The organism is Stenotrophomonas sp. YJH_SMC_4, from assembly GCF_059371575.1.
Genome location: NZ_JCAFUR010000008.1, coordinates 64,318 through 90,769, shown reverse-complemented (window position 1 = coordinate 90,769; position 26,452 = coordinate 64,318). Strand labels below are relative to the sequence as shown.

Genomic DNA, 26,452 nt, shown 5'->3' with positions numbered 1-26,452 from the left:
TGGAAAGGGATCCGACCCCTGCTGCTTCAGTTCGGCAGGGGCACGCCCTTCGGCCACAGCATCCAGATATTGCCCTTCTGCTTCATGTCGCCGGCCAGCTTGCCGGCGGCATCGCCGCTGCCCCAGTAAAGGTCGGCGCGCACCTCACCGGCGATGGCGCCGCCGGTGTCCTGCGCGGCCACCGGGCGCACCACCGGGGTGCCGTCCGGGCGCGTGGTGGAGAGCCACAGCAGGCTGCCCAGCGGCACCACGCTGCGGTCCACCGCCACGCTGTAGCCGGCGGTGAGCGGCACGTTCAGTGAACCGCGCGGGCCTTCCGGGCTGTCCGGATTGCGCACGAAGAACACATAGCTGGGATTGCTGCGCAGCAGTTCCGGCACGCGCGCGGGATTGGCCCGGGCCCAGGCGCGGATCGCGTCCATGGTGACGTCTTCCTTCTTCAGCTGGCCCTGGTCCACCAGCCAGCGCCCGATGGCGCGGTAGGGGTGGCCGTTCTGCTCGGCGTAGGCCAGCCGCACCTGCTTGCCATCGGCCAGGCGCACGCGGCCGGAGCCCTGGATCTGCAGCAGCTGCAGGTCCATCGGGTCGGTCAGCCAGGCCAGCACCGGCGCCTTGGCGCCCTTGGCCGCGATGGTACCGGCGTCGTCGTAGGGCTTGAGCACCTTGCCTTCGACGCGACCGCGCAGGCGCTTGCCCTTCAGTTCCGGGTAGAGGCTGTCCAGCTGCACCACCACCAGATCATCGGGAGTGCCGTAGACCGGCACCGTCGCCTTGTCGGTGCGGGTCAGGCTGCCGGCATAGATCGGCTCGTAGTAGCCGGTAATCAGTCCGTCGGCCTGGTGGCCACCGGCACGCAGCGCATAGACATCAAGGTCGCGCTGCAGGAACTGGCGGATCGCGGCCGGGTCCTTGTCTGACACCGCTGCGGCGGTGGCGCAGGGTTTGGCCCAGACCGCATCGTTCTTCAGGCGGGTGCAGCTGCAGCGCCAGGCGACGAAACCGGCCTGCAGATCGCTGTCGGAGACGGGTGGCAGCGCGCTCCATGCAGCCTTGGCATAGGTGGCCGCGGGCGGCGTGACCGGCGTCGGCACTTCAGATCCGGTGCGGGGAGCGGTGGTGGCGCAACCGGCGAGCACCGCCGCTGCCAACAGGGTCCAGTGCTTGCGCTTGAAGAAGGTAGCGGAATCAATCATGCCGCCATGGTGGCGGGCCGGCCGCTGGGCGGCAACCCGGCGCGGGGCCAAGCGTTCATGCGCGGGGTCACGGCGTCTGCAGCAGCAGCGAATGCAGGATGCGCGCGTCTTCGGCATCCAGCGTCTTCGGCAGGTCGTCGCGGCCGCGGAAGCGGCGGTGGAAGGCGGCGACGGTGGCTTCGCGGTTGTCCAGTGGATAGCCGAAGCGGGCCAGCGCATTCCACGCGTCGAAGCCTTCCGGTGCCGCGCCGTCGGCGGCGCGCGGCCACACCCCGAAGCCGGCCTCGGCCAGCTGCTGCCAAGGGAAGAAGCGGCTCGGATCCTGCTTGCGCGTCGGCGCCAGGTCGGCATGGGCGATGACCTGACGCGGCGGGATGTTCAGGCGAGTGGTGAGATCGCGCAGCAGCAAGATCAATGATTCGATCTGCGCCTGGCTGAACGGGCTGCGGCCATCGTTGTCGAGCTCGATGCCGATCGAGGCCGAATTGAGATCGGTGATGGTGCCCCAGCGCCCGGCACCGGCGTGCCATGCACGGCGCTCATCGGCGACCAGCTGGTAACGTCGGCCATCGGCGCCGATCAGGTAGTGCGCACTGACCGGCCCACCGCTGTTGGCGGTACGCAGCGTATGCAGGCTCTGCTGCACCGACTTCTGCTCGGTGTGGTGGATGACGATGATGACCGGCGTGCGCGCGTTCTGGTTGGGTGATGGCACCCAGGTGGCGAGCGGGTTGCGGGTTTCCTGCGGCGCGGAGGCACAGGCAGCCAGCAGCAGGCAGGCCGAGAGCATCAGGACAGTGCGGATCAGGTGCATGGCCTGATTGTGCGCGATCAGGCGCGATGATGCATGTCACAAGGAAGATTCGGTAGGTCCACGCCAGGCGTGGATGCGCCACTCCGGCTGTGCCGACCAACGGTCGGCACCCACCAGAGCAGACCCAGACCCCGTGCCAAGCAAGCTTGGCACCTACCAGAACGAGGACAGTGGAAGTGCCGACCAACGGTCGGCACCCACCCCGTCCATGCACCGCTACTTCAGGCCTCGTAGGCGGATTCGCCGTGCGAAGTCACATCCAGGCCGGTGCGTTCGGCCTCTTCGGTCACGCGCAGGCCGACCACGACCTTGACCACCAGCAAGATGACCGCGGTCACCACCGCCGACCACACCACGGTGAGGCCGACGCTGACCACCTGCACCCAGACCTGGTGCGCGATATCCAGATCCGCCTTGGTACCACCCAGCGACTGTGCACTGAACACGCCGGTAAGGATTGCGCCGACGATGCCGCCGACACCATGCACACCGAACACGTCGGCGGTGTCGTCCACTTTCAGCAGGCGCTTGAGGCCCGTGACGCCCCAGACGCAGACCACGCCGGCCACGAAACCGATCACGATCGCGCCGAGCGGACCGACGGTACCGCAGGCCGGGGTGATGCCGACCAGGCCGGCCACCGCACCCGAAGCAGCACCCAGTGCCGATGGCTTGCCCTTGCTGATTGCTTCCACCAGCGTCCAGCCGAGCACGGCGGCGGCGGTGGCCAGCACGGTGTTGAGGAAGGCCAGCGAGGCCACGGTATCGGCGGCGGCAGCGGAACCGGCATTGAAGCCGAACCAGCCCACCCACAGCAGCATCGCGCCGATGTAGGTGAACGGCACGTTGTGCGGCTTCAGCGCGGTCTGGCCGTAGCCCAGGCGCTTGCCGACAAACCAGGCAGCCACCAGGCCGGCAACGCCCGCATTGATGTGGACCACGGTGCCGCCGGCGAAATCGATCGCGCCCAGCTCGCCCAGGTAACCGCCACCCCAGACGATATGTGCCATCGGAATGTAGCTGAGGGTGAACCACAGCGCCGAGAACAGCAGCACCGCGCGGAACTTGATGCGCTCGGCGAAGGCACCGACGATCAGCGCGGTGGTGATGCCGGCAAAGGTCGACTGGAACGCGACGAACAGATAGTCCGGCAGTCCCTTGATCGGCGTGTTGCCGACCGACTCGGGGGTGAAGCCCTTGAGGAAGGCGAACTCGGTGAACGAACCGAAGAACGGATTGCCCGCGCTGAACACCGCGCTGTAGCCGTAGGCCACCCACAGCAGCAGCACCAGCGAGAACACCACCAGGATCTGGCTGAGCACCGACAGCACGTTCTTCGAACGCACCAGGCCGCCGTAGAACAGGGCCAGGCCCGGCACGACCATCAGCAGCACCAGCAGGGTGGAGGTGAGCATCCAGGCCACGTCGCCATGATCATAGGCGGCGGTCGCTTCGGCCACGGCCGGCGCAGCGGCTGCAGCTGCAGGGTCCTGCAGCGGTTCAACGGCCACGCTTTCGCTCGGCAGCGGCGACACCTGCGCCTGGGCGTGGGCATTGCCTGGCCAGGCACCCGCGGCCAGCGCGCTGAGCAGCATCAACAGGCACACGATATGGAACCGGGCTTGCCACCCGGTGAGAAGGCGCATCTTCATGGGGGAGTCTCCGGAAGGGGGTTACAGCGCGTCGGCACCGATTTCGCCGGTGCGGATACGGATGACCTGTTCGACGGCGGTGACGAAGATCTTGCCGTCACCGATCTTGCCGGTGCCTGCCGACGATTGGATCGCTTCGATCACCGCATCGGCACGCTCGTCGGTGACCACGGTTTCGATCTTGATCTTGGGCAGGAAGTCGACGACGTACTCGGCGCCGCGATACAGCTCGGTGTGGCCCTTCTGGCGGCCGAAGCCTTTCACTTCGGTCACGGTGATGCCCGACACGCCTGCATCGGACAGGGCCTCGCGGACCTCGTCGAGCTTGAACGGCCGGATGATGGCGGAGATCAGTTTCATGCGCATGTCCCGAGGGTGGATGGGGCCAGCGCGCCAGCGCGCGTTGGCATCAGGCAACCAGCGGCCATCACTGTGATGGCCGTGGCTGTTGCACCGGACACGTACAGGGCCGGGACGGCCGTGCCTCTCTCCTTGCACGACCGACGCGGGAGGGAGGGCGGCCCTGGTCGCGTATCCGGTCTTTCTCTTGCCCCTGGATAAGCGGGCCAATGGCCCGCGTTCCAATGCAGCGGACTGACAGTCCGCTCTACAACGGCGGGCCTGCGCCCGCCTTGCGGCTCCCCAGCCGCGAAAACGGAAGCGATGGCGGCGGGTGGGAGGGGGAAGCCCACCGCCATCGCATCCGGTCAGCTGGCGTAGTACAGCTGGTATTCCAGCGGGTGGGTGGCCGCGCGGAACTTGGTCACTTCCTGCATCTTCAGCGCGATGTAGCCGTCGATGAAGTCATCGCTCATCACGCCACCGGCCTTCAGGAACTCGCGGTCCTTGTCCAGCGCTTCCAGCGCCTGGTCCAGCGAGGAGCAGACCTGCGGGATCAGCTTCTCTTCTTCCGGCGGCAGGTCGTACAGGTCCTTGTCGCTCGGTGCGCCCGGGTCGATCTGGTTCTTGATGCCGTCCAGGCCGGCCATCATCAGCGCAGTGAAGGTGAGGTAGCCGGACTGGATCGGGTCCGGGAAGCGCATTTCGATACGGCGCGCCTTCGGGTTGGAGACCCACGGAATGCGGCACGATGCCGAACGGTTGCGGGCCGAATAGGCCAGCATCACCGGCGCTTCGAAGCCCGGCACCAGGCGCTTGTAGCTGTTGGTGCCCGAGTTGGCGAAGGCATTGATGGCCTTGGCGTGCTTGAAGATGCCGCCGATGTACCACAGCGCCAGCTGGCTCAGGCCGCCGTAGCCGTCACCGGAGAACAGGTTGGTGCCGCCCTTGGACAGCGACTGGTGCACGTGCATGCCGCTGCCGTTGTCGCCGACGATCGGCTTGGGCATGAAGGTGACGGTCTTGCCGTTGCGGTGCGCGACGTTCTTGATCACGTACTTCATGCGCAGCAGTTCGTCGGCCTTCTGCACCAGGGTGCTGAACTTGGTGCCGATCTCGCACTGGCCGGCGGTGGCCACTTCGTGGTGCTGCACTTCCACTTCGATGCCGACCTGTTCCAGGGTCTTGCACATCTCGGCGCGCAGGTCGTGCAGGGTGTCGGTCGGCGGAACCGGGAAATAGCCACCCTTCACGCCCGGACGGTAACCGCTGTTGGCGCCGTCGTACTTGGCGCCGCTGTTCCAGGCGGCTTCTTCGGAATCGACCTTGAAGAAAGTGTTGCCCATTTCATTGGCGAAACGGACCGAGTCGAAGATGAAGAATTCCGGCTCCGGGCCGAAGAACGCGGTTTCGGCAATGCCGGAGGACTTCAGGTAGGCCTCGGCGCGCTTGGCGATGCCGCGCGGGCAACGGCCATACGGCTGCATGGTGGCCGGGTCGAGGATGTCGCAGCTGATCACGATGGTCGGATCGGCGTAGAACGGGTCGACGTAGGCGCTGGCGGTATCCGGCAGCAGCACCATGTCCGACTCGTTGATGCCCTTCCAGCCGGCGATCGAGCTGCCATCGAACATCTTGCCTTCTTCGAACAGCGACGGTTCGACGATGCTGACCGGGAAGGTCACGTGCTGCTCGACACCACGCATGTCGACAAAGCGCAGATCGACGAATTCGATCTGGTTGTCCTTGATCAGCTTCTCAACGTTTTCCACGGACATCGGTACGACCTCGGATGGGGATGAATGCCTGCTGAGGTAGAGCAACGACCGTGCCAACTTTTCAGATGCCGCAAGTCATTGATTTCATGAAGGCCGCCCCGTGCGGGTGGAGAACGCGGCGCACCAAACGAGTGCACCAACCACCAGACGCACCCGTTTGGTGCAGCACGGATCGTCTATCCTCTCGCCCTTCTTCCTTCCGCCGCGCGTGCACGCACCGTCCATGTCCGACCTGCTCTCCGCCCTGCTGCTGGGCATCCTCGAAGGCTTGACCGAGTTCCTGCCGATCTCCAGCACCGGCCACCTGCTCATCGCCCAGCACTGGCTGGGTGCCCGTTCGGACTTCTTCAACATCGTCATCCAGGCCGGCGCCATCGTGGCCGTGGTACTGGTGTTCCGCCAGCGCCTGCTGCAGCTGGCCACCGGCTTCAACCAGCGCGGGAACCGCGAGTACGTGTTCAAGCTGGGCGCGGCGTTCCTGGTCACCGCGGTGGTCGGCCTGGTGGTACGCAAGGCCGGCTGGTCGCTGCCGGAAACGGTCAGCCCGGTGGCCTGGGCGCTGATCATCGGTGGCGTCTGGATGCTGCTGGTGGAGGCCTACACCGCGCGCCTGCCCGACCGCGACCAGGTGACCTGGACGGTGGCGATCGGCGTCGGCCTGGCGCAGGTCGTGGCCGGCGTGTTCCCCGGCACCTCGCGCTCGGCCTCGGCCATCTTCCTGGCCATGCTGCTGGGCCTGAGCCGCCGCGCGGCCGCCGCCGAGTTCGTGTTCCTGGTCGGCATTCCCACCATGTTCGCCGCCAGCGCCTACACCTTCCTGGAAATGGCCAAGGCTGGGCAGCTGGGCAGCGAGAACTGGACCGACGTGGGCGTGGCCTTCCTTGCCGCGGCCGTCACCGGCTTCGTCGTAGTGAAGTGGCTGATGGGCTACATCAAGTCGCACAGGTTCACCGCCTTCGCCATCTACCGCATCGCGCTGGGCGCGGCACTGCTGCTGTGGCTGCCTTCCGGCAGCTGAACAGCACCGGGGCATGGCAACCCCGTTGCCGGCCCTACCCCGTTTCCCCCACGGTTCCCCAAGGAGAATCACCATGAACCGCAAGCTCACCCTGCTCCTCCCGCTGGCCCTGATGGCCGCCTGCAGCCAGACCCCGGCACCGGCCGGCACCGGCGGCGACGACGTGGCCCCGGCCGCGGCCAAGGCAGCAGACCAGCAGACGCTGGCGCACCTGGATGCGCAGCGCCTGCAGAGCCAGCACTGGCTGCTGCAGCAGGCCACCGGCGCCGACGGCAAGCGCATCGACGCGCTGTTCGCCCGCGAAGACAAGCCGGTCACCCTGGACTTCGCTGATGGCCGCCTGTCGGTCAGCAACGCCTGCAACCACATGGGTGGCGGCTACACCCTGGCCGACGGCAAGCTGACGGTCAGTGCGATGGCCTCGACCATGATGGCCTGCACCGACAAGGCGCTGATGGCGCTGGACGAGGCCGTGTCGAGCCGCCTGCAGGGCGAGCTGAAGGCCGAGCAGGATGCCGATGGCAAGCTGACCCTGACCACCGCCAAGGGCGACGTGCTGGTGTTCAACCCGGAACCGACCGCTGAAACCCGCTACGGCGGCGCCGGCGAAACCGTGTTCCTGGAAGTGGCTGCGAAGACCGAGAAGTGCTCGCACCCGCTGATCCCGGACTACCAGTGCCTGCAGGTGCGCGAAGTGAAATTCGACGACAAGGGCCTGAAGCAGGGCGAGCCGGGCAAGTTCGAGAACTTCTACGGCAACATCGAGGGTTACACCCACGAAGACGGCGTGCGCAATGTGGTGCGCGTGAAGCGCTACGAGGTGAAGAACCCGCCGGCCGATGCGCCGTCGCAGGCGTACGTGCTGGACATGGTGGTCGAGTCGGCCATCGAGAAGAAATAAAACGATGGAAGGGCGGCCGAGAGGCCGCCCTTCTTCATGGTCGGTAGGGCCGGCCGCTGGCCGGCTGCCCTGCGCGGCACTGCCAACACACGGATGCTGCCGGCCAGCGACCGGCACTACCCGGATGCATCGGGAGATCGGCATGAAGCACGTCCCCGTCCTCATCATTGCTGCGCTGATCGTCATGTCCGCGAATGTGGCCGCTGCCAGCACGCCCAGCACGCCCAGCACCGATCAGCTTGAAGCGCACCTGTGGCAACTGGTGCGTGCCACCAACGCGCAAGGAAAGCGCATCGACGCGTTGTTCATCCGCGGTCGCGCGCCCTACACACTGCGCTTCCAGTCCGGTTTCATGAGCGAGTTGAACCTGTGCAACCACGTCAGCAACGAGTACCGGCTGCAGGGCAACCTGCTGATCCTGCGCAACGGCGTGCAGACCACAGCGCTCTGCATCGATCAGAGACTGCCCACGCAGCAGAAGCTCGCCGGAAAGCTGATGCACGGCGAAGGCTCGGCACCGACGCTTGCGCTTGACGACCGCGGCGCGCTGGTGCTGCGCAACGCGAGGGGCGACACCGCAGTGTTCGAACCGGCGGCGCTGCAAGCGGATGGAAGGTAGCGCCGGCCGCTGGCCGGCATCTTCCCTGTGTTGCCGCCGTTGCCTGCAGCAGCCGGCCCGCGGCCGGCTCTACCCTGTGTGCTGCTCAGCCCAGCGCCGGGTTCAACGTGTAGGTGCCGTGCAGTGCGGCTTCGGCCAGCACGTGGCCGTGCATGGCGCGGTACGCGTCGGCGGCGGTGAAGCGCTGCGGCAGGTCCAGCGACGCCACGTCCAGCGCGAATACCCGGAAGAAATAGCGGTGCATGCGCTCGTCGTTGAACGGCGGATACGGGCCGTCATAGCCCAGGTAATCACCGGCCATGTCCGGGTTGCCCGCGAACCAGCCGGTGAAGTCGTTCAGGCCCTGGCGGCTGCCGGCCGGGCCGGCGGGTGCGGGCTTGCCCTTCACCACGAAGCCGTCGCTGCAGCTGCCAGCGGCGATCTCCTGCACCGTGGCCGGGATATCGGCCATCACCCAGTGCACGAAATCGCAGCGCGGCTGGTCGCGCGGCACGCTCATGTCGCTGCGGCCAACCGTCTCCGGCACGGTCGGTACGTCCGGGTCCACGCATACCAGCAGGAACGAACGGGTGCCGGCCGGCGCCCCGCTCCAGGCCAGGTGCGGGTTGCGGTCCGGGGCGAAACCGTTGGCGTCGCCCGCGGCGAACTCACGATCGATCGGTGCGCCGTTGGTCAGGCTGTGGCTGGTCAACTGCATCGGACTCTCCTCACTCTTCCGGGTAACCCAGACGCACCGCAACCGGGTTGAGCTGGGCGAAGGCGGCGCTCATCACGTCGCGGTAGTTGCGCCAGTGGCCGGCCGGCAGGCGCGGGGCTCCCAGCTGTGCCGCCGGCGGCATCGGCCGCTCGAACAGGCGGCCCAGCAGTTCGGCCATCGCCTGCGGATCGTTGCCGATCTGGTCGATGCGCAGCAGCACGTGCGGGTACAGGTCGTCCTCATGCAGCGTGGCGATCTGGGTCAGCGCGCGGGTCAGCCATTCACTGGCTTCGGCCAGCGACGTCATCGCCAGCGGCGCGGCGGCACCGTAGGCCACCCAGTCCAGCAGCATGTCGCGCGGGTCGCGCAGCACCAGCACCAGGCGGCCCTGCGGCAGCTGCGGGCGCAGCGCCCACAGCAGGGCGTTGTCCCACCACAGCAGCCAGTCGATCACGGTGTCGCTCTGCAGGCCACGTGCCGGCAGCTGTTCACGCCAGCGCTGCACCAGCCGCTCCGGCGTCAGCACGCCTGAGGCCAGGTCCTGCAGCGTGTTGTAGTTCTGGAACGCATCATCGGGCGGCGTGTTGGTGTAGCGGTCGCTGCGCAGCACCGGGCTGGCAGCAGCCAGGCCGGTCGCCACCCGCTCAACGCCCGAACCCGGCGGGCCCCAGAGGAAGATTGGCGCGGAGCTGGCATCGCCGTCGATGCTGCCCTTGTCCGGCCAGCTCGGCGGGGACTTGGCCTGTGGCGGCAGTGGCAAGCGCTGCGGCGCCTGGTCAGCCTGCAGCGACAGCCAGGTGCGCAGGGCGTCCTGCGGCTGCCCGGCGCGGTCCTGGATCTCGCCCATCCACGTCCGCAGGTCGGCGCGATGCTCTTCCGGCGCCAGCTCGATCAGCGCCTGCACGCGGGCCACGGCGGCGGCGGGATCGCGCTGCAGCAGGCCTTCGACCAGCCGGGTCTCGCCGCTGACGCGGCCCGGTTCCAGGCTGACGATGCGTTCGGCGATCGCTTCGGCCTGAGCATGTTCGCCGACCATGTCATGCAGGCGCAGGCGCGCCTCCAGGGCCGGCAGATGCGCGGGCATCGCCGCCATCCAGCGCTCGACCGCGGTCACGGCGCTTTCGCTGCCCACCTGCTCGATGGCCAGGCGTGCCAGCCACACATCGTGCAGCTGGTCATCGGTATCCAGTACCGCATCCAGGCGCGCACGTGCTTCATCCTCGCGCCCCAGGCGCTGCCATGACATCAACAGCAGCTGCAGCACCTGGCGGTCTTCCGGCTGCGTCTCCAGCAGCGGCAGCAGGTAGTCCAGGGCCTGCAGCGGCTGGCCATTGCGCAGCGACAGTTCACCCGCCAGGCGGCGCATCGACGGTACGTCCATCTCCGGCTGCTGCAGGGCCACCTGCATGGCTTCGGCGGCGGCAGGTACGTTGCCCTGGCGCAGTGCCAGCTGCACCACCAGCCCATGCAGCGAGGACAGCGACGGATTGAGTTCCAGCACGCGGCGGAACGACTGCTCTGCAAACGCCAGCATGTCCTTGCCCAGGTAGGCAAAGCCCAGTGCGTACAGCACGCGGGTATCGTCCGGCAGTGCCTTGCTGGCAGCCGACAGCAGCGCCAGTGCACGGTCGGCGTCACCGCGGCGCAGTGCAACCATGCCGTCGATGGTCAGCAGTTCCGGATGATCCGGCTCCACGCGCGCGGCCAGGGTGGAGATGCGCTGCGCTTCGTCGAAGTCATTGCGGCCGATTGCCAAGTGCGCCTGCATCAGATAGGCGGAGAACGAGTTCGGATCGAGGCCGGTGGTGCGCACCAGTGCTTCGTCGGCACCCTCGAACTGGCGCAGTGCCAGCAGCAGGCCGGCATGCTGCAGGTGCAGCTGGGCGTCGTCCGGGGCCAGCCGCAGCGCCTGCTGCAGGGCCTCCATCGCCTCCTCGGCGTTGCCCTGCTGCTGCAGCGCAAGCGCCAGCCAGCGGTGGGCGTTGGCCTGGCCGGGTTCGTCACGGGTCCACGCCTGGGCCAGCTGCACGGCCTGGTCGGCCTGGTTCTGGCGCAACGCTTGGATGATCTGGTCTTGCATGGCAGTCCGGTTCAAGTGCAAAGCCGCATTGTAGCGGGCTGCGCGCTGTCGCCGGTTCAGGCCTGCAGGACCCGCTGCAGGCGCTGGGCGACCCAGCGCTCGGAGAAGCCGTCGCCGCGCCAGTTTTCGATGAACCCGCAGTGGCCGCCCCAGCAGGCGGTTTCCAGGCGCGCCTGGCCCGGCAGCTGCCAGTTGCTGAAGGTCGCGTACGGAATCACCGGGTCGTCCTGCGCCATCAGGATGTCGGCCGGTACCTGCAGGGTCGACAGGCGGTCGCCGGCGATCGAGTAGCCGTCGAAATAGGCCTGCAGCGAACCGAAGCTGGTGTGGCGCTCGACCAGCCAGGCGGTCAGCGCGCGGATGTCCAGCTTCAGCACGCGGTCGTCGCAGTCGCTCAGCTCGGGGAACAGATCGCGCTTGCGGCGCAGCGAGCCGGCCCACTTGCGGCGGAAGTACCAGTCGTACATCGCCGGGCCGTTCTCGATGCTCTCCATCGTCAGCGCCGGGTCCAGCACCGGGCACACCGAGGCGACGCGCAGCAGCGGCACGCCGGCCGCCGGTGCGCGCAGGGCCAGGCGCAGCACGAAGTTGCCACCCAGCGAATAACCGGCGGCCACCAGCGGCAGCTGCGGCCAGCGCTGGGCGATATCGCCCGCGGCGTGCACCACTTCATCGATGAGATTGGAGTGGAAGATGCCGGGGTTCAGGTGATGGGTGTTGCCGTGGTCGCGGAAGTTCAGCCGCACCACGTCGAAGCCCTGCTCGATCATGCGCGCGGCGGCCATGCGCATGTAGCTGGATTCGGCACTGCCTTCCCAGCCATGCAGCAGCAGCGCGATGCCCTTGGGCTCGCGGCCTTCGACATGGCTGTGCCAGCCCTGCAGGCGCACGCCATCACCACCATCGAGGATCAGCTCTTCGCTGACCGCACCGGTGGCCGCCAGCAGCAGCAGGCCGCGCTGCAGGCGCATGCGGCTGGAGCTGAGCATCGACTGCAGGTGCGGATTGCGCAGCCAGCGCGGCGGCTGATAGTCAGCCGCATGCAGCGTCGGCGTACCGGCGTCCAGGACAGGTGGCGGGATCAGGGCCACCGCAGCCTCACCCGGCGCTCATGGCCGCCACGATGCGCGCGCGCGAGGTTTCCGCGATGCGCCGACGGCCTTCCAGGTCCTGTGCACCGATCGGCGCCAGGAAGTGCACTTCCGCACGTCGCGCCGGCTCGCCGAGCAGGCGCAGGAAATTGGCAAAGAAGCTCTCGTTCGGACCGAACGCGACGATGGTCTGCGCGTCGCCCTTCGCCCCGTACACCAGGGCCACCGGCTGCACCGGCACGCCGGTCTCGACCGCGGCCTGGAAGATGCGGGCGTGGAACGGGCCCACTTCGTGACCGCCGCGGGTCCGCCCTTCCGGGAACACGCCCACGGCCTTGCCCTCGCGCAGGCGGTCGGCCATCACCTGCATCACGCCACCGAGCGATTCGGTGTTGCCACGCTGGTGGAAGATGGTCTGGCCGCGCGCGGCCAGCCAACCCACCAGCGGCCAGCTGGCGATCTCGCGCTTGGCGACGAAGCCCATCATGCGCTGGCTGTGCAGGATGCAGATATCCACCCAGCTGACATGGTTGGCCACGAACAGCACGGCACCGGGCAGCGGCGCGCCGACCTGCACCAGGCGGAAGCCGAAGATCCACATCAGCCCGCCCTGCCACCAGTTGACCACCTTGGCGCCGAAGGTCGCCTCGCCCACGCGCAGTTCGCTCCACGGCGGAAGCATGCCGATCAGGATGAGCGGCAGGAACACGATGATGTGGACCAACAGCAGCGGTACGCGGTACAGGTAACGGCACACACGCGCCACGCCGCCACGGGGGGCCGGAGTGGGGGAAGTCATCCGCGCACGATACCGGAGGGCCGTCATCGCTGCCAGCCGATTTAGGCCATAACCGCCATCGACCGGGGCAATCGGCGGGGAACGCTGGGTTCCGCTGCCGTCAACGAGCCCCAGGGGGGCTCAGCCGTGACCGGCAGCCACCACCGCCAGGGTCAGCCGCGAGATGCATACCAGGCGGCCCTGCTCGTCCTCGATGCGGATCTCCCACAGCTGGGTGCTGCGGCCGACGTGCAGCGCGCGGGCGGTGCCGGTGACCGTGCCCGAGCGCACGGCACGCACGTGGTTGGCATTGATCTCCAGGCCCACGCAGACCTGCTTGCCGGTATCCACGCACAGGTTGCCGGCGCTGCTGCCCAGGGTCTCGGCCAGCACCACCGAGGCACCGCCGTGCAGGATGCCGTAGGGCTGGCGGGTGCGCTCATCCACCGGCATGGTGGCCTGCAGCCAGTCCTCGCCGGCGGCACTGAAGACGATGCCCAGGGATTCAATCGCCGTGTTGCGGCTGAGCGCGTTGAGCTGCTCGATGGAAACGGCTTCGCGGAACACCTGGGCCATGCGGGTACCTTCAGAGGATGGGAACGAGACCGGCGCCGAATGCGGTCAGCATGCGCACCAGCAGCCACTTCGGGCCGACGTTGACTTCGGGGAAGTCGCCGACGGCGACGTAGCAGCGATGGAAATCAGGATCCTGCCGCGGCAGCGGCTGCGGGCACTCCGGGCCGGGCTTGAACTCGTAGTCGGTGGCGTAGCGCCAGGGCCAGAAATCAAGGATGGGCAGCGCTTCGGAGGCCTTGCCGACGCTGTAGTTCAGCCCCGACAGCACCGGTGGCTTGGCCCGTGGCGCCACCGTCCAGGAGTTCTGTGGGTGGGTGTCACGCAGGATGCTCTGCGCCAGTTCCTCGGCAAAAACCGGGTCGTCGATGATCACCGCGCCTTCGGTGTTGTAGTTCTCGCTGCGCGGATCGAAGTTGTGGGTGCCGACCACGCCGATGCGGCGGTCGACCACCAGCGACTTGGCGTGCAGGCCCATGCGCGCGCCCTTGCGGGTGACCGGCAACGGCTTGTTGACCGCCTTGCTGCCCAGGAACGACGGCCGCGTCTCGGTGCGCAGCAGGCGCGTTTCCACCTCGCTGCCGGCGGCGCGACGGCGTGCGCGTGCGTTGTCGTAGGCACCATCGCTGTGGCGATTCAACGGGCCCTGCCTGCTGCCGGCATCCGAACCACTGCTGCTGCCACCGCGTGCGTTGCTGCCGGCAGCACTGCCACCGATCAGCGGATTGCGACCGCCCTCGTCTCCCCCCCCGGGCGCAGCGATCGGGTCGGGCAGCAGGTTGCGGTAGTCAACCGGCGCGTCCAGCGGGAACGGCTTGTATTCGAAGATGTTGAAGCCCAGTTCGCGCATGTTGCGCCGCTTGTACTTGTACGACAACGCATACACGATCGGGTTGTCGGTCGCCGCCAGGCTGTTGCTGGACACCACCACGCGCGGTGGCTGCGGGCGCTTGCGCAGTTCACGGAACAGCTTCTGCGCCGGCTTGGACAGCACCAGGTACGGCGTCTGCAGGATCACTTCCTTCTGCGCACTGGCGATCAGCGCATCCAGCTGGGGCTCGGTCACATGCTGGCCGGCCAGCGGTGCATCGGCCTTCTCGCGACGATGCTTGCGTGGCAGGTCGGCCACGTAGCGCACCGAAGCCACCGGTAGCGCGGTATCGACGAAGGAACGGGTGACGAACTCGGTGTCGTTGGCTTCGGCACTGACCCGCTGTACCCGTTCCGGGCGGCGGAAGCTGGCCGGCGGCAGCGTTGGCACGCCCTCGCGCAGCAACGTACGGCCCACGTCGTTGAGGCGCTCGGCCGGCACGCTGCGGTGTGCGCGCCAGAACGCGTCGAAGTTGGCCGCCATCGCACGTGCTTCCGGGCCGGCGATCAGTACATCGCGGTCGCGGAAGTTGTACTCGCGGTCCCAGTCGTAATAGTCGTCCTGGTAGTTGCGGCCACCGACCACGCCGATCGCATCGTCGATCACCAGCAGCTTGTTGTGCATGCGCTGGTTGAACCGGCGGAAGCAGCACAGCACGCTGCCGGCATAGTCGAAGTAGTTCAGCCGGGCCTTGCCGAAGGTCGGGTTGTAGACCCGCAGCTGGAAGTTCTGGTGGGCGCCGGACAGGGCGCCGAGGATCTGCAGGTCGGAGATCGCCGAGAGCTGGTCGATCAGCAGCCGCACCTTCACCCCGCGCCGCGATGCGGCCAGCAGTTCGTCGATGACCAGACGGGCGCTGTCGTCCTTGTCGAAGATGTAGGTCTGCAGGTCGATGCTGCGGGTGGCGCTGCGCAGCAGGTTCAGGCGTGCGACCAGGGCGCCCTCGCCCTCATCGAGCAGGGTGGCGTAGTGGCGCGGTCGTTCCGGGGTGGATTCGGTGAATGCCCGGCCGGCCAGCGCCCGCAGCGGCGAATCCTGTGCACAGCGGTCTGCACGCTGGCAGTCGACCACGGTCGAACGTGCCTGCACGGCGATCGCCTCGGCGCGGTCGCGCTCGGCATTCGACAGCGATGCACAACCGCTGCCCAGCAACACGGTTGCCAGCGCCAGTACACGCAGCAGGAAGTTCACGGTTTCGGCGCCTCGCTCAGGCGCGCACGCAATACGAAAGTCACTCGGTCACTCAAGGCAAGCTGCCAGCTGTCCATGCCATACCGGCCTCGCTGCACGGTACCGCGGCTGACGACGTCGCAATCATAGCCGGGTCGGGCGCACTCCGCCTTCTCGACCTTCAGTGTCTCGGGGTGGCTGATCCCGCGCAGGGTCAGCCGGCCGTTGATGTCGCCACCGCTCTCCACGGTTTCCGGCCAGTACGGCAGCGAGTCGAACTCGACCACCGGATGGCGGCCGGCATCGAAGAACTCCTCGCCGCGCATCCACCCGGTATAGCGCGCCTTGCCGGGGATCTCGACCGAGCGCGTGAACATCTTCAGGTGCACCTGGTGGCGGCCGTCGGAGAGGATCTCGATGCGCCCTTCGAAGTGCGGGAACAGGCCTTCGATTCGCTGCCCGAAACGGGTGCGCACCTCGAAGCCGATCTGCGAACGCTGGGTATCCAGGCGCATTACCCGGTGCGCTTCGGCGACCACCGGTGGCAGGGTGGTCGGCGTGGGCACGGCCGCCCAGGCCGGGCCGAGTGCCAGCAGCGCGGGCAGCAGATAGCGGCTGCGCCGCGCCAGGCTCATCGGATCACGGCCACCAGAATGCGTTCAGGCTGGCCACGCCTGGCTCGATCGAGGCCTCGCGCGGGAAGCCGAGCACGGCGATGCCGGCCGGCGGCATGCCGCGGTAGTCGCTGCTGGTGCCCTCGGTCATCAACGCCACCAGCCGCTCCAGGCCCGGGTTGTGGCCGACGATCAGCACCCGGTCGAGATCACGGCGGTCGTCCACCAATGCCGCCAGGGTGCCGGGGGTGGCTTCGTAGATGCGGTCTTCCAGGCGCTTTTCCACGTAACCGATGGTGCCGAGCACGGCTTCCAGGGTTTCGCGGGTACGCCGCGCCGGTGAGCACAGCACGCAGTCCGGCAGCAGGTTGTTCTCCTTCAGCCACTTGCCGGCGGCTTCGGCTTCGGCGAGCCCCACCGGCGACAACGGCCGGTCGAGGTCGGCCTGGCCGGGGGTAGCCGGTTCGGCATGGGCATGGCGCAGCAGGATCAGTTCACGCATCGCGGGTTTCCATGAAGAAGAGGATGCAGCAGGAAGAGTGACGCAGGCATCAAGGCTTGAGCCAGGACAGCAGCGGCTCCCAGTCGGCCTGATGCTCCCGCACCTGGGCCGAGCGGTAGTCGAACAGGCTGCGGCCGAGGCCGGTCATGACCACGTAGCTCTGGCTGTCACGCAGCTGCGCGACCACCGGGTACGGCCATTCGGCCAGCATCTGCAACGCCTGCTGCGAGGTCTGGGTCCAGGGCTTGGTGCGGTTGAGGACCAGCCCCACCGGCAGCTTGCGGCTGTGCACCCGCGGGTTCTGGGCCAGGCTGTTGAGGAAGCCGACGATGGCTTCGATGTCGAGCGCCGAGGGCAGCACCGGCACCACCACCGCGTCGGCAGCGTCAAGGAAATGGGGGATATCGTCGGCCAACGCACCCGCCGGTGCATCGATGATGACGGTTTCGGTGCCATCGGGCAGCTTCTGCGCCCACTGCTTCTTCCGATACACATCAATGGGGAGCACCGCGCTTTCCAGCCCGGCCCGCCGTTGCGCCCAGCGGGTGCTGGAGCCCTGAGGGTCGGCGTCGGCGATCACCGTGGCCCTGCCCTGCAATGCCGCGTACGCGGCCAGGTGGGTGGCGACGGTGGTCTTGCCCACCCCGCCCTTGGAACCGGCCACCAGGATCGTCTTCATGCCAGCCTCGCTTCCGGGTACGTGCCCCGAGCGTACACCGGCGGTGGTGACGGGAGGTAGCACCGCGCTGAACCTGCGGCCATCGCCTTTGCTATCGTGGCGCCCCCGAAGGATCGAACCGGCATGAGCGAGCTGCAGGACCTGAGCGCACTGATCCGCGCCAACACCCCCCTGATCGTGATCGAGACCCAGGACGAGGGTCGCATCGTCGACCTGTTCCGGCAGACGCTGATGCACGTCTGGCGGGCGCTGCACCGGTGGTCGATCACCGAGGGCCTGCGCCGCATCGACCTGGACAGCGAAGATCCGCCGGCCGGGCCACCCGACGCCAGCGCGGCCCTGCAGATGATCCGCCAGGCCGGGCAGCGCGGGGTCTACCTGCTGCTCGATTTCCACCCCTACCTGGGCTATGCCAGCCACCAGCGCGCCCTGCGCGACCTGATCCAGCGCCGTCACAGCGAACCGCACGTGCTGGTGCTGATCGGCGCCAAGGTCGAACTGCCGGCCGAGCTGGAAGCGCTGGCGGTCCGCTTCAACCCGCGCCTGCCCGATGCCAACGCCCTGCTGAAGATGCTGCGCGAGGAGGCCGATGCCTACGCCCGCGAACACGGCGGCCGCCGCGTCGAAGTCGACAGCGAGGCGGTGAAGAAGATCCTGAAGAACCTGCAGGGCCTGAGCCTGGTCGACGCCCGGCGCATCGCCCGGCAGCTGATCTACGCCGACGGCGCGCTGCGCGACGACGACCTGCCGCAGCTGGCACGGCTGAAGTTCGAGCTGCTCAACCGCAGCGGCCACCTGTTCTTCGAGCATGACAGCGCGCGGTTCGGCGACGTGGCCGGCGCCAACCGGCTCAAGCGCTGGATCAACCAGCGGCGTGTGGCGTTCATCGCTGGCTCGGCACCGGCCGGGCTGGACCCACCGCGCGGCATGCTGCTGCTGGGCGTGCAGGGTTGCGGCAAGTCGATGCTGGCCAAGGCCACCGCCGCCGGTTTCGGCGTACCGCTGCTGCGCCTGGACGTGGGCGCGCTGTACAACAAGTACCACGGCGAGACCGAGGCCAACCTGCGCCAGGCCTTGGCCTCGGCCGAGCAGCTGGCGCCCTGCGTGCTGTGGATGGATGAAATCGAGAAGGGCCTGGCCAGCGGTGGCGAGGACGGTGGCGTGTCACGCCGCGTGCTGGGCCATCTGCTGACCTGGATGGCCGAGCGCAAGGCACCGGTGTTCATCGTGGCCACTGCCAACCAGGTGCACGAGCTGCCTGCCGAGCTGCTGCGCAAGGGCCGCTTCGACGAGATCTTCTTCGTTGACCTGCCTTCGCCGGAGGTGCGCGTGGAACTGCTGCGGCTGCACCTGGGTCGGCGCCAGCTCAATGCCGACGACTTCGCGCTGCCGGCGCTGGCGGCCGCGGCGAATGGTTTCTCAGGTGCGGAGATCGAGCAGGCGATCGTGGCCGGGCTGTATGCGGCGCACGCCGAAGGGCGGCCGCTGGATACCGAGCTGCTGATGAACGAGATCCGTGCGACGCGGCCGCTGTCGGTGCTGATGGCCGAGCAGGTCGAGGCGCTGCGGGCGTGGGCATCGGGGCGGACGGTTTCCGCGGACGATTGAGGTTTCCCGCGAACGGCGCAGCCCCTCGTGGCGGCTGGTTGGCTGTGAACATCAAAAAGCCACGCTTGGCCGGGCGGGGTGGATTCGCGGGGGACGCCGTGAACCCGGCCGAACCCCTCCCTCAGGGCCACGCAGGCGGGGCCGCCGCCCAGGCCTGCTGCACTTCGGCCAACGACGCGCGCTCATCCTCGCGCCACTGCGGCAGCAGCTGCGCGTAATTGGCACTGGTGCTCCATTGCGACGGCTCGGTACGCACTGCTGCGGCATACCACTGCACGGCCTCCTGCTTCTGCCCCATCCGCCATAGGGCCAGCGCGTACGTGGGTGGCACCCAGCTGGGCTTGCTGCGCGCATTGCCGGCCGACGACAACCATTGCTCCAGCGCCGCCTCCGGCTTGCCCTGGCGCAGCAGGTCCCAGCCATAGTTCCAACGCACGCTGCGGCCCGCGCTGCTCTGTGCCGGCGCCTCCTTCAGGGCCTCGCCATACAGCTGGTCGGCCAGCTCGGCACGGCCCTGGGTGCTGGCCACCGAAGCCAGCTGCACGGTGGCTTCCACCGCGCGCCGGCCGCGCTCGCGCAGCCTCACCAGCTGGGTGACCAGCTCATCGCCTTCGCCCTGCATCGCCACCATCGGTGCCGCCGCCAGGTCGCTGTCGAAGTAGAACTCCTGTGGTGCCGGCATGGCCGGCGCGGCCCACGCCGTGGCCGCTCCCGAGGCCAGCAGCACGCTGGCCAGGATCTTTCCTGGAACTGACATCCCTTCTCCCCAGGCTGCACAACCGCAGCCTCCCTCTCTCGCCCCGATCCTAACCCCAGCAGCGGCGCGGGCGCGAGTGCCGGGCCCACCACGGCCCCGCTGCTACAATTCGCGCCTTTCCCGCCGCGTGCCTGCACGCGGCCGGTGCCAGCCGATCCTACCGGGCCAGCCATGACCAGTACCGCGCAACTCACTTCGCCCTCTTCCGCCGACCTGCTCGACCGTGATTACACGCTCGACCACAAGTACACCCGCAACGAGGGGCGGATCTACCTGAGTGGCGTGCAGGCACTGGTGCGGCTGCCGCTGATGCAGCGCCTGCGCGATGCCGCCGAAGGCATCGACAGCGCTGGCTTCGTCAGTGGCTACCGTGGCAGCCCGCTGGGTGGCTTCGACCTGGAACTGTGGCGCGCGCGCAAGCATCTGGAAGCGGCCAAGGTGAAGTTCACCCCCGGCCTGAACGAGGACCTGGGCGCCACCATGGTATGGGGCACCCAGCAGACCAACCTGTTCCCCGGCGCCAACGTGCAGGGCGTGTTCGGCATGTGGTACGGCAAGGGACCGGGCGTGGACCGCTGCGGCGACGTGTTCAAGCATGCCAATGCGGCCGGCACCTCGCGCCATGGTGGCGTGCTGGCACTGGCCGCCGATGACCATGCCTGCCGCAGTTCGACCCTGCCGCATGGCAGCGAGGACGAGTTCGTCAGCGCGATGATGCCGGTGCTGAACCCGGCCGGCGTGCAGGACATCCTCGACATGGGCCTGCTGGGCTGGGCGATGAGCCGCTATACCGGCCGCTGGGTCGGCTTCAAGACGATCGCCGAGACGGTGGAATCGTCGGCGTCGGTGCAGGTCGATCCGATGGCGCGCCGCATCGTGCTGCCGGAAGACTTCGAGATGCCGTCGGGTGGCCTCAACATCCGCTGGCCGGACCCGCCGCTGGACCAGGAAATGCGCCTGCACCGCTATGCGGTGAAGGCCGCGCAGGCCTTTGCCCGCGCCAACGGCATCGACAAGGTGGTGATGGATGCGCCGCGCGCGCGGCTGGGCATCGTCACCACCGGCAAGAGCTACCTGGACGTGCTGCAGGCGCTGGAGTACCTGGGCCTGGACGAAGCCGCGTGCGCCGACATCGGCATCCGCGTGTACAAGGTCGGCATGACCTGGCCGCTGGAACCGCAGGGCATCGCGCGCTTCGCGCAGGGCCTGGAAGACATCATCGTGGTGGAGGAGAAGCGTGCCTTCATCGAGCGCCAGATGAAGGAACAGTTCTTCAACTGGCCGGCCAGCTGGGGCCAGCGCCCGTCCATCGTCGGCAAGTACGACGAGAGTGGCGAATGGATCCTGCCGTCCACCGGCGAACTGACCCCGGCCACCATCGCCGGCGTGATCGGCCGCCGCATCCAGAAGTTCTTCAACAACGAATCCATTGAACAACGCCTGCAGTGGATGCAGCAGAAGGAAGCCGAGCTTGCGTTGCCGCGCGCCAGCTTCCCGCGCGTGCCGCACTACTGCTCGGGCTGCCCGCACAACACCTCCACCCAGGTGCCGGAAGGCTCGCGGGCACTGGCCGGCATCGGTTGCCATTACATGGTGACCTGGATGGACCGCAGCACCGACACCTTCACCCACATGGGCGGCGAAGGCGTGACCTGGGCCGGGCAGGCGCCGTTCACCGATACCCCGCACGTGTTCCAGAACCTGGGCGACGGCACCTATTTCCACAGCGGCTCGCTGGCGATCCGCCAGGCGGTCGCGGCCGGCGTCAACATCACCTACAAGATCCTCTACAACGATGCGGTGGCGATGACCGGCGGCCAGCCGGTGGACGGCCCGCTGAGCGTGCCCGACATCGCACGGCAGATGCGCGCCGAAGGCATCCACACCATCGTGGTGCTGTCGGACAACATCGGCAAGTGGACCGGCCAGCGCGAGCACTTCCCCAGCGACGTGGAGTTCCACGACCGCAGCGAACTGGAGGAGGTGCAGAAGCGCCTGCGCGAAGTGAAGGGTGTTTCGATCCTGATCTACGAACAGACCTGCGCCACCGAGAAGCGTCGCCGCCGCAAGCGCGGCAAGCTGGAAGATCCGCAGAAGCGGGTGCTGATCAATTCGCTGGTCTGCGAGGGTTGCGGCGACTGCGGCAAGAAGAGCTTCTGCGTGTCGGTGCTGCCGAAGGAAACCGAGTTCGGGCGCAAGCGCGAGATCGACCAGTCCAACTGCAACAAGGACTATTCGTGCGTGAACGGCTTCTGCCCGAGCTTCGTCACCGTACACGGTGGCCAGCCGCGCAAGGGCAGCAAGCGCGATGCCTCCACGCTGCTGGACAATCTGCCGGCACCAACCATCCGCGGCACGCTGGAACAACCCTGGAACATCCTGATCACCGGCGTCGGCGGTACCGGCGTGGTGACCATCGGTGCACTGCTGGGCATGGCCGGCCACCTGGAAGGCAAGGGCGCGACCGTGCTCGACCAGACCGGCCTGGCGCAGAAGGGTGGCGCGGTGACCACGCACATCCGCATCGCACGCCGCCCGGATGACATCCACGCCGTGCGCATCGCCGCCGGTGAAGCCGACCTGGTGCTGGGCTGCGACATGGTGGTGGTCAACGACTACTGGGCGCTTTCGAAGGTGCGCGCCGGCCGTTCGCAGGTGGTGCTGAACACCTACGAAGCGATGCCGGGCACGTTCACCACCCGTCCGGACATGCAGTTCCCCGCCGCCGACATCATCGCCGGTGTGCGCGTAGCCTTGGGCGGCCAGGAGCCGCTGCTGCTCGATGCCACCCAGCTGGCCACCGCGCTGCTGGGCGATGCCATCGCCGCCAACCTGTTCATCCTCGGCTACGCCTGGCAGCAGGGCCTGGTGCCGCTGTCGTTCGAGTCGCTGATGCGCGCCATCGAACTCAATGGCGCCGCCGTGGCGATGAACCAGCAGGCCTTTGCCTGGGGCCGCCTGGCGGTGGTCGACCCGCAGGCCGTGCAGCAGGCCGCCGGCCTGGTGCGCAACCGCCACACCGATACCGAGTCCACCCCCGGCCCGCTGCACCCGCTGCCGCCGGGCGAGTGGGAAGGCAATGAATGGGGTGCGACCACGGCACCGCGCAACACCGGCGACGAACGCGAGCTGCGTGGCCTGCCCTCGCACGGTGGCGACGTGGCATTCCTGCCGCTGGACGACGCACGCCTGTCGCGTTCGCTGGACGAAATGATCGAGCGTCGCGCCGCCTTCCTGGTCGATTACCAGGACGCTGCCTATGCCAAGCGCTACCGTGATCTGGTGGCACGCGTGCGCGCCACCGAGGCCGAGCGCATCGGCGGTTCCACTGCGCTGACCGAGACCGTCGCCCGCTACCTGTTCAAGCTGATGGCCTACAAGGACGAGTACGAAGTGGCCCGCCTGTACACCAGCGGTGACTTCCAGCGCCGCCTGCAGCAGCAGTTCGAGGGCGATTACCAGTTGCGCTTCCACCTGGCGCCGCCGCTGTTCGCGAAGAAGGACGAGCAGGGCCGGTTGCTGAAGAAGGAATACGGCCCGTGGATGTTCAAGGCCTTCAGCCTGCTGGCCAAGCTGAAGTTCCTGCGTGGCGGCCGACTCGACGTGTTCGGCCGCACCGAGGAACGCCGCATGGAGCGCAAGCTGATCGGTGACTACGAGGCGACCGTGCAGGTGCTGCTGGATGGCCTGGATGACGACCGCCTGGCGCTGGCGGTGGAGATTGCCAGCATCCCCGAGCACATCCGCGGCTTCGGCCACGTCAAGGAAGCGCACTACGAACAGGCCAAGGCGCGCGAGGCTGCCCTGCTGGCGCAGTGGCGCAACCCGAAGGCGCTGCACATCGTGCAGGTGGCTTGACGCGGCGCTGCGTCATGGAAAGGCAACCTATAGGTTGCATAGCGATATAGCAATCGATAGGTTGCCTCCTCAGCGAGAAAGCGATAGGTTGCTTGTCGTAAAGCAACCTATCCTTTGCGTACGCGTTGGCGTACGGTCATCTTTCCTTGAGGACTGCCGGTATGGACAGGCCGCTGCACACAGTGAGGACAGCCCAACAACTTGCGCCCCTGATGCGTGCTTTCCGGCGCCAGGCGGGCCTGAGCCAGGCTCAGCTGGCGGAGCGACTCGGGATCAGCCGCCAGGCAGTGGGCGCGCTGGAACGCGACCCTGCATCGGCAAGTTTTGAACGCCTGATGCGGATCTGGGCGGTGCTGGGTCTGGAGGTCAGCCTCCAGCAACGAAGTCCCCAGGAGAACACGTCGTCATTGGAGTGGTGAGCCATGGGTACGCTGCAGGTCTGGATGAATGGTGTGGAAGTCGCACTTTGGGATGATGTCCGGAACGGGTCATCCCGGTTGTCGTATGTCAGCCAGTGGATCAGCTCGCCCCAGTCCCGACCGTTGTCGCTCTCTCTACCCCTGCTCCCAGATGGCGAGAGCCATCGGGGCAACGTCGTCAACGACTACTTCGATAACCTTCTTCCCGATAACGTCGCCATACGCAACCGGATCCGCGACCGGTTCGCCACGCGCGGCAGCGATACGTTCGATCTTCTTGAAGCCATTGGACGGGATTGTGTCGGCGCAGTGCAGCTGTTGCCGCCTGCGCATCCACCCGAAGACATCCAGCAGATCACGTGCGAGGTGTTGGACGAAGCAGGTGTCGCTACGATCCTGCGTCAGGTGACGACAGGGAACCTGCCTGGCGCACCCAGCCGTGATGATGCATTCCGCATTTCCATCGCCGGTGCGCAGGAAAAGACCGGTCTTCTGCTGCATGCTGGCAAATGGTGCATTCCTACCGGCAACACACCATCCACTCACATCTTCAAGCTGCCGCTTGGCATTGTTGGCAACATGCGGGCAGACATGCATCAGTCCGTGGAGAATGAATGGCTGTGCATGCATCTGCTTTCCGCCTTTGATATCCCCGTGGCCGAGACGCAGATGGGCCGCTTCAACGACCAACGTGCTCTCATTGTCGAGCGGTTTGACCGTCGCCTGTCTGCCGACCGCCGGTGGTGGCTGCGACTGCCACAGGAAGACATGTGTCAGGTCTTTGGTCTGCCGGCTGCCAGAAAGTATGAATCCGATGGCGGCCCCGGTATCGTTCCGATCATGGATCTGCTTCGACAGTCCGAACACCCCGAGGATCGCGCGATCTTCTTCAAGACGCAGATTCTTTTCTGGATGCTGGCCGCAACCGACGGCCATGCCAAGAATTTCAGTGTTCACCTGGAAGCCGGTGGACGCTTCCGCCTGACGCCCGTCTACGACGTGCTGTCGGTATATCCCATCCTCGGCAGGGGACCCAATCAACTCGATCCACGAAACGCACAGCTCGCCATGGCCGTACATGGCAAGAACCGCCACCGGAAACTGCACCTTGTGCGACGGCGGCACTGGAATGAAACCGCGCGCGCCTGCGGCGTTGCCGATGGTGCAGAACCATGGATCAAGACATTGATCGCGGCCGTCGAGCCCGCCATCCAGCAGGTCACCCGTCAGCTCCCGGATGACTTCCCCTCAAACGTGTCCGAACCGATTTTCAACGGACTTCGTGCTGCGGCAGCACGCCTTTCCAGCATGGCCCCCGAGGCTTGATCACCCAAACCGCCACAGCAGGAGGCGGTTGTTGGCCGGCATCGCCACGTCGCGCAGGCGGGTGAAGCCGTTGTCCTCGGCCAGCGCCTGCACGGCTTCCACATCGCGGATGCCGCTGCGCGGGTCACGTGCCTTCAGCCACGCATCGAACTGCGCGTTGCTGTCGCTGGTGTAGCGGCCGCCGTAGTTGAACGGGCCGTAGACCGCCAGCAGCGCACCGTGGCGCAGCAGCGGCGGCAGCGCGGCAAACAACGCCTGCACGTGCTCCCAGCCCATGATGTGCAGGGTATTGGCAGTGAACGCCGCATCGAACGTGCTGCCCTGTGGCAGGCTGAGCCCGGGCGCCGGTGGCAGTTCCACCTGCAGCGCCGCCGGCGGCAGCAGGTTCAGCAGCGCCGCCTCGGCGCGCCAGGCCTCGATGCCGGGCAGATGGTCCGGGTGATCGCTGGGCTGCCAGCGCAGCCACGGCCAGCGCTCGGCGAAGAAGGCCGCATGCTGGCCGGTGCCACTGCCGATCTCCAGCACCCGATGGCGGTCGCCCATCCACGGGTCGAGTGCGGTGGCGATGGGTTCGCGGTTGCGCTCGCAGGCTTCTGAATTCGGCTTGCTCGACATCAGGACGGGGTCCGGGCGGGGTCGGCTCCATTGTGCACGAGGGGGTGTTGCTCGGCAGGGCTGCGCCCTGCACCCGCAGAAGCCGGAGCAACGGCAACAGCCAAAGCAACAGCAACAGCGGGCTTCCTGTGGGATGGCGGGGTGGGTCCGGTTGCGGGGGACGCCGTAAACCCGTCCGTGGGGGCTTGGCCGCGGCATCCATGCCGCGGACACCCCCGCAACCGGACCCACCCCGCCTTCGACAGTTTTCTGCGATCTGTTGGAACGGCTCCTGGGTTCAGATCCGTTTTCCGCAGGAAAACGGATCTGACCCCGAATTTCATTCGATATCTGACAGATGTGCCGACCAACGGTCGGCACCCACCAACAGCCACCGGCCAGCTGTCAGAGGTGGGGCGGTGTGGGTGGGCAGGACCGTTGGCGCCATGGATGGCGCCATCGAGCCCCCAGGGACGGGTTTACGGCGTGTCCTGCCCACCCACACCGCCCCGCCATCCCAC

23 protein-coding genes are annotated in these 26,452 nt (G+C 67.4%); 7 read left to right on the top strand and 16 right to left on the bottom strand.

Annotation, left to right across the window (positions count from 1 at the left end; translation table 11 throughout):
- Positions 1–26: 26 nt before the first annotated feature.
- The 5 genes from mltA to glnA all read right to left on the bottom strand — a co-directional run bounded on the left by mltA (position 27) and on the right by glnA (position 5,776).
- Positions 27–1,193, bottom strand: a complete 1,167-nt coding sequence (mltA, locus tag AC5P9F_RS13535; protein WP_150359390.1) for a murein transglycosylase A — start codon at positions 1,191–1,193, stop codon at positions 27–29.
- A gap of 67 nt (positions 1,194–1,260) precedes the next feature.
- The gene (locus tag AC5P9F_RS13530; protein WP_150359391.1) at positions 1,261–2,007 is read right to left on the bottom strand and encodes an N-acetylmuramoyl-L-alanine amidase; all 747 of its coding nucleotides are present in this window, start codon (positions 2,005–2,007) and stop codon (positions 1,261–1,263) included.
- Between the two features lie 221 nt (positions 2,008–2,228).
- Positions 2,229–3,659: an ammonium transporter gene (locus tag AC5P9F_RS13525; protein WP_150359392.1), complete on the bottom strand. Its 1,431-nt coding sequence runs from the start codon at positions 3,657–3,659 to the stop codon at positions 2,229–2,231.
- 21 nt (positions 3,660–3,680) lie between these two features.
- The gene (locus tag AC5P9F_RS13520) at positions 3,681–4,019 is read right to left on the bottom strand and encodes a P-II family nitrogen regulator (RefSeq protein WP_004134334.1); all 339 of its coding nucleotides are present in this window, start codon (positions 4,017–4,019) and stop codon (positions 3,681–3,683) included.
- Between the two features lie 347 nt (positions 4,020–4,366).
- Positions 4,367–5,776, bottom strand: coding sequence for a type I glutamate--ammonia ligase (gene glnA / locus AC5P9F_RS13515; RefSeq protein ID WP_005407550.1), 1,410 nt, complete (start codon positions 5,774–5,776; stop codon positions 4,367–4,369).
- A 223-nt stretch (positions 5,777–5,999) separates the two neighbouring features.
- Between glnA and AC5P9F_RS13510 the strand changes: the two genes are divergently transcribed.
- From AC5P9F_RS13510 to AC5P9F_RS13500, 3 genes are all read left to right on the top strand, one after another.
- Positions 6,000–6,794, top strand: a complete 795-nt coding sequence (locus AC5P9F_RS13510; RefSeq protein ID WP_024956253.1) for an undecaprenyl-diphosphate phosphatase — start codon at positions 6,000–6,002, stop codon at positions 6,792–6,794.
- A 73-nt stretch (positions 6,795–6,867) separates the two neighbouring features.
- The gene (locus AC5P9F_RS13505) at positions 6,868–7,695 is read left to right on the top strand and encodes an META and DUF4377 domain-containing protein (protein WP_005407548.1); all 828 of its coding nucleotides are present in this window, start codon (positions 6,868–6,870) and stop codon (positions 7,693–7,695) included.
- A 142-nt stretch (positions 7,696–7,837) separates the two neighbouring features.
- Positions 7,838–8,314: an META domain-containing protein gene (locus AC5P9F_RS13500; RefSeq protein ID WP_154329120.1), complete on the top strand. Its 477-nt coding sequence runs from the start codon at positions 7,838–7,840 to the stop codon at positions 8,312–8,314.
- Between the two features lie 85 nt (positions 8,315–8,399).
- Here AC5P9F_RS13500 and AC5P9F_RS13495 read toward each other — a convergent pair whose 3' ends face one another.
- From AC5P9F_RS13495 to AC5P9F_RS13455, 9 genes are all read right to left on the bottom strand, one after another.
- Positions 8,400–9,011, bottom strand: a complete 612-nt coding sequence (locus tag AC5P9F_RS13495; RefSeq protein ID WP_005407546.1) for a YbhB/YbcL family Raf kinase inhibitor-like protein — start codon at positions 9,009–9,011, stop codon at positions 8,400–8,402.
- Positions 9,012–9,021: 10 nt separating this feature from the next.
- The gene (locus AC5P9F_RS13490; RefSeq protein ID WP_154329119.1) at positions 9,022–11,091 is read right to left on the bottom strand and encodes a tetratricopeptide repeat protein; all 2,070 of its coding nucleotides are present in this window, start codon (positions 11,089–11,091) and stop codon (positions 9,022–9,024) included.
- A 56-nt stretch (positions 11,092–11,147) separates the two neighbouring features.
- Entirely contained in the window at positions 11,148–12,137 is a 990-nt protein-coding gene (locus tag AC5P9F_RS13485) for a YheT family hydrolase (protein WP_032965474.1), read from the bottom strand.
- 52 nt (positions 12,138–12,189) lie between these two features.
- On the bottom strand, positions 12,190–12,981 hold the full coding sequence (locus AC5P9F_RS13480; RefSeq protein WP_274849990.1) for a lysophospholipid acyltransferase family protein: 792 nt from the start codon (positions 12,979–12,981) through the stop codon (positions 12,190–12,192).
- A 120-nt stretch (positions 12,982–13,101) separates the two neighbouring features.
- On the bottom strand, positions 13,102–13,536 hold the full coding sequence (locus AC5P9F_RS13475; protein WP_005407542.1) for a hotdog fold thioesterase: 435 nt from the start codon (positions 13,534–13,536) through the stop codon (positions 13,102–13,104).
- Positions 13,537–13,546: 10 nt separating this feature from the next.
- Positions 13,547–15,595, bottom strand: a complete 2,049-nt coding sequence (locus AC5P9F_RS13470; protein ID WP_012478720.1) for a phospholipase D family protein — start codon at positions 15,593–15,595, stop codon at positions 13,547–13,549.
- Positions 15,592–16,209, bottom strand: coding sequence for a YceI family protein (locus AC5P9F_RS13465; RefSeq protein WP_005407540.1), 618 nt, complete (start codon positions 16,207–16,209; stop codon positions 15,592–15,594). The genes AC5P9F_RS13470 and AC5P9F_RS13465 overlap by 4 nt, the downstream gene beginning before the upstream one ends.
- Before the next feature lie 4 nt (positions 16,210–16,213).
- The gene (locus AC5P9F_RS13460) at positions 16,214–16,690 is read right to left on the bottom strand and encodes a SixA phosphatase family protein (RefSeq protein ID WP_005407539.1); all 477 of its coding nucleotides are present in this window, start codon (positions 16,688–16,690) and stop codon (positions 16,214–16,216) included.
- Between the two features lie 49 nt (positions 16,691–16,739).
- Positions 16,740–17,369 (bottom strand): ParA family protein, encoded by a 630-nt coding sequence (locus AC5P9F_RS13455; RefSeq protein WP_060380439.1) that lies wholly within the window; start codon positions 17,367–17,369, stop codon positions 16,740–16,742.
- A gap of 123 nt (positions 17,370–17,492) precedes the next feature.
- Here AC5P9F_RS13455 and AC5P9F_RS13450 point away from each other — a divergent pair, with 123 nt between their 5' ends.
- A complete protein-coding gene (locus AC5P9F_RS13450; RefSeq protein ID WP_005411847.1) occupies positions 17,493–18,977 on the top strand; it encodes an AAA family ATPase in 1,485 nt (494 codons plus the stop codon).
- A 121-nt stretch (positions 18,978–19,098) separates the two neighbouring features.
- Here the strand turns inward: AC5P9F_RS13450 and AC5P9F_RS13445 are convergent, their stop codons facing one another.
- The gene (locus AC5P9F_RS13445; RefSeq protein ID WP_005407536.1) at positions 19,099–19,734 is read right to left on the bottom strand and encodes a tetratricopeptide repeat protein; all 636 of its coding nucleotides are present in this window, start codon (positions 19,732–19,734) and stop codon (positions 19,099–19,101) included.
- A 171-nt stretch (positions 19,735–19,905) separates the two neighbouring features.
- On the opposite strand from AC5P9F_RS13445, the gene AC5P9F_RS13440 reads away from it, so the two are divergent.
- The 3 genes from AC5P9F_RS13440 to AC5P9F_RS13430 all read left to right on the top strand — a co-directional run bounded on the left by AC5P9F_RS13440 (position 19,906) and on the right by AC5P9F_RS13430 (position 25,337).
- Complete coding sequence (locus AC5P9F_RS13440; protein WP_495231986.1) at positions 19,906–23,592, top strand: indolepyruvate ferredoxin oxidoreductase family protein; 3,687 nt, start codon at positions 19,906–19,908, stop codon at positions 23,590–23,592.
- Between the two features lie 161 nt (positions 23,593–23,753).
- Positions 23,754–24,011: a helix-turn-helix domain-containing protein gene (locus tag AC5P9F_RS13435; RefSeq protein WP_005407534.1), complete on the top strand. Its 258-nt coding sequence runs from the start codon at positions 23,754–23,756 to the stop codon at positions 24,009–24,011.
- Between the two features lie 3 nt (positions 24,012–24,014).
- Positions 24,015–25,337, top strand: coding sequence for a type II toxin-antitoxin system HipA family toxin (locus AC5P9F_RS13430; protein ID WP_038646246.1), 1,323 nt, complete (start codon positions 24,015–24,017; stop codon positions 25,335–25,337).
- Here the strand turns inward: AC5P9F_RS13430 and AC5P9F_RS13425 are convergent, their stop codons facing one another.
- Positions 25,338–25,952, bottom strand: a complete 615-nt coding sequence (locus AC5P9F_RS13425) for a DUF938 domain-containing protein (protein ID WP_100438987.1) — start codon at positions 25,950–25,952, stop codon at positions 25,338–25,340.
- Positions 25,953–26,452 lie beyond the last annotated feature (500 nt).

Excerpts from the sequence above, each read along its gene's own strand:
- mltA (WP_150359390.1), bottom strand. The coding sequence starts at position 1,193 with ATGATTGATTCCGCTACCTTCTTCAAGCGCAAGCACTGGACCCTGTTG.
- AC5P9F_RS13530 (WP_150359391.1), bottom strand. The coding sequence starts at position 2,007 with ATGCACCTGATCCGCACTGTCCTGATGCTCTCGGCCTGCCTGCTGCTG.
- AC5P9F_RS13525 (WP_150359392.1), bottom strand. The coding sequence starts at position 3,659 with ATGAAGATGCGCCTTCTCACCGGGTGGCAAGCCCGGTTCCATATCGTG.
- AC5P9F_RS13520 (WP_004134334.1), bottom strand. The coding sequence starts at position 4,019 with ATGAAACTGATCTCCGCCATCATCCGGCCGTTCAAGCTCGACGAGGTC.
- glnA (WP_005407550.1), bottom strand. The coding sequence starts at position 5,776 with ATGTCCGTGGAAAACGTTGAGAAGCTGATCAAGGACAACCAGATCGAA.
- AC5P9F_RS13510 (WP_024956253.1), top strand. The coding sequence starts at position 6,000 with ATGTCCGACCTGCTCTCCGCCCTGCTGCTGGGCATCCTCGAAGGCTTG.
- AC5P9F_RS13505 (WP_005407548.1), top strand. The coding sequence starts at position 6,868 with ATGAACCGCAAGCTCACCCTGCTCCTCCCGCTGGCCCTGATGGCCGCC.
- AC5P9F_RS13500 (WP_154329120.1), top strand. The coding sequence starts at position 7,838 with ATGAAGCACGTCCCCGTCCTCATCATTGCTGCGCTGATCGTCATGTCC.
- AC5P9F_RS13495 (WP_005407546.1), bottom strand. The coding sequence starts at position 9,011 with ATGCAGTTGACCAGCCACAGCCTGACCAACGGCGCACCGATCGATCGT.
- AC5P9F_RS13490 (WP_154329119.1), bottom strand. The coding sequence starts at position 11,091 with ATGCAAGACCAGATCATCCAAGCGTTGCGCCAGAACCAGGCCGACCAG.
- AC5P9F_RS13480 (WP_274849990.1), bottom strand. The coding sequence starts at position 12,981 with ATGACTTCCCCCACTCCGGCCCCCCGTGGCGGCGTGGCGCGTGTGTGC.
- AC5P9F_RS13475 (WP_005407542.1), bottom strand. The coding sequence starts at position 13,536 with ATGGCCCAGGTGTTCCGCGAAGCCGTTTCCATCGAGCAGCTCAACGCG.
- AC5P9F_RS13465 (WP_005407540.1), bottom strand. The coding sequence starts at position 16,209 with ATGAGCCTGGCGCGGCGCAGCCGCTATCTGCTGCCCGCGCTGCTGGCA.
- AC5P9F_RS13460 (WP_005407539.1), bottom strand. The coding sequence starts at position 16,690 with ATGCGTGAACTGATCCTGCTGCGCCATGCCCATGCCGAACCGGCTACC.
- AC5P9F_RS13455 (WP_060380439.1), bottom strand. The coding sequence starts at position 17,369 with ATGAAGACGATCCTGGTGGCCGGTTCCAAGGGCGGGGTGGGCAAGACC.
- AC5P9F_RS13450 (WP_005411847.1), top strand. The coding sequence starts at position 17,493 with ATGAGCGAGCTGCAGGACCTGAGCGCACTGATCCGCGCCAACACCCCC.
- AC5P9F_RS13445 (WP_005407536.1), bottom strand. The coding sequence starts at position 19,734 with ATGTCAGTTCCAGGAAAGATCCTGGCCAGCGTGCTGCTGGCCTCGGGA.
- AC5P9F_RS13440 (WP_495231986.1), top strand. The coding sequence starts at position 19,906 with ATGACCAGTACCGCGCAACTCACTTCGCCCTCTTCCGCCGACCTGCTC.
- AC5P9F_RS13435 (WP_005407534.1), top strand. The coding sequence starts at position 23,754 with ATGGACAGGCCGCTGCACACAGTGAGGACAGCCCAACAACTTGCGCCC.
- AC5P9F_RS13430 (WP_038646246.1), top strand. The coding sequence starts at position 24,015 with ATGGGTACGCTGCAGGTCTGGATGAATGGTGTGGAAGTCGCACTTTGG.
- AC5P9F_RS13425 (WP_100438987.1), bottom strand. The coding sequence starts at position 25,952 with ATGTCGAGCAAGCCGAATTCAGAAGCCTGCGAGCGCAACCGCGAACCC.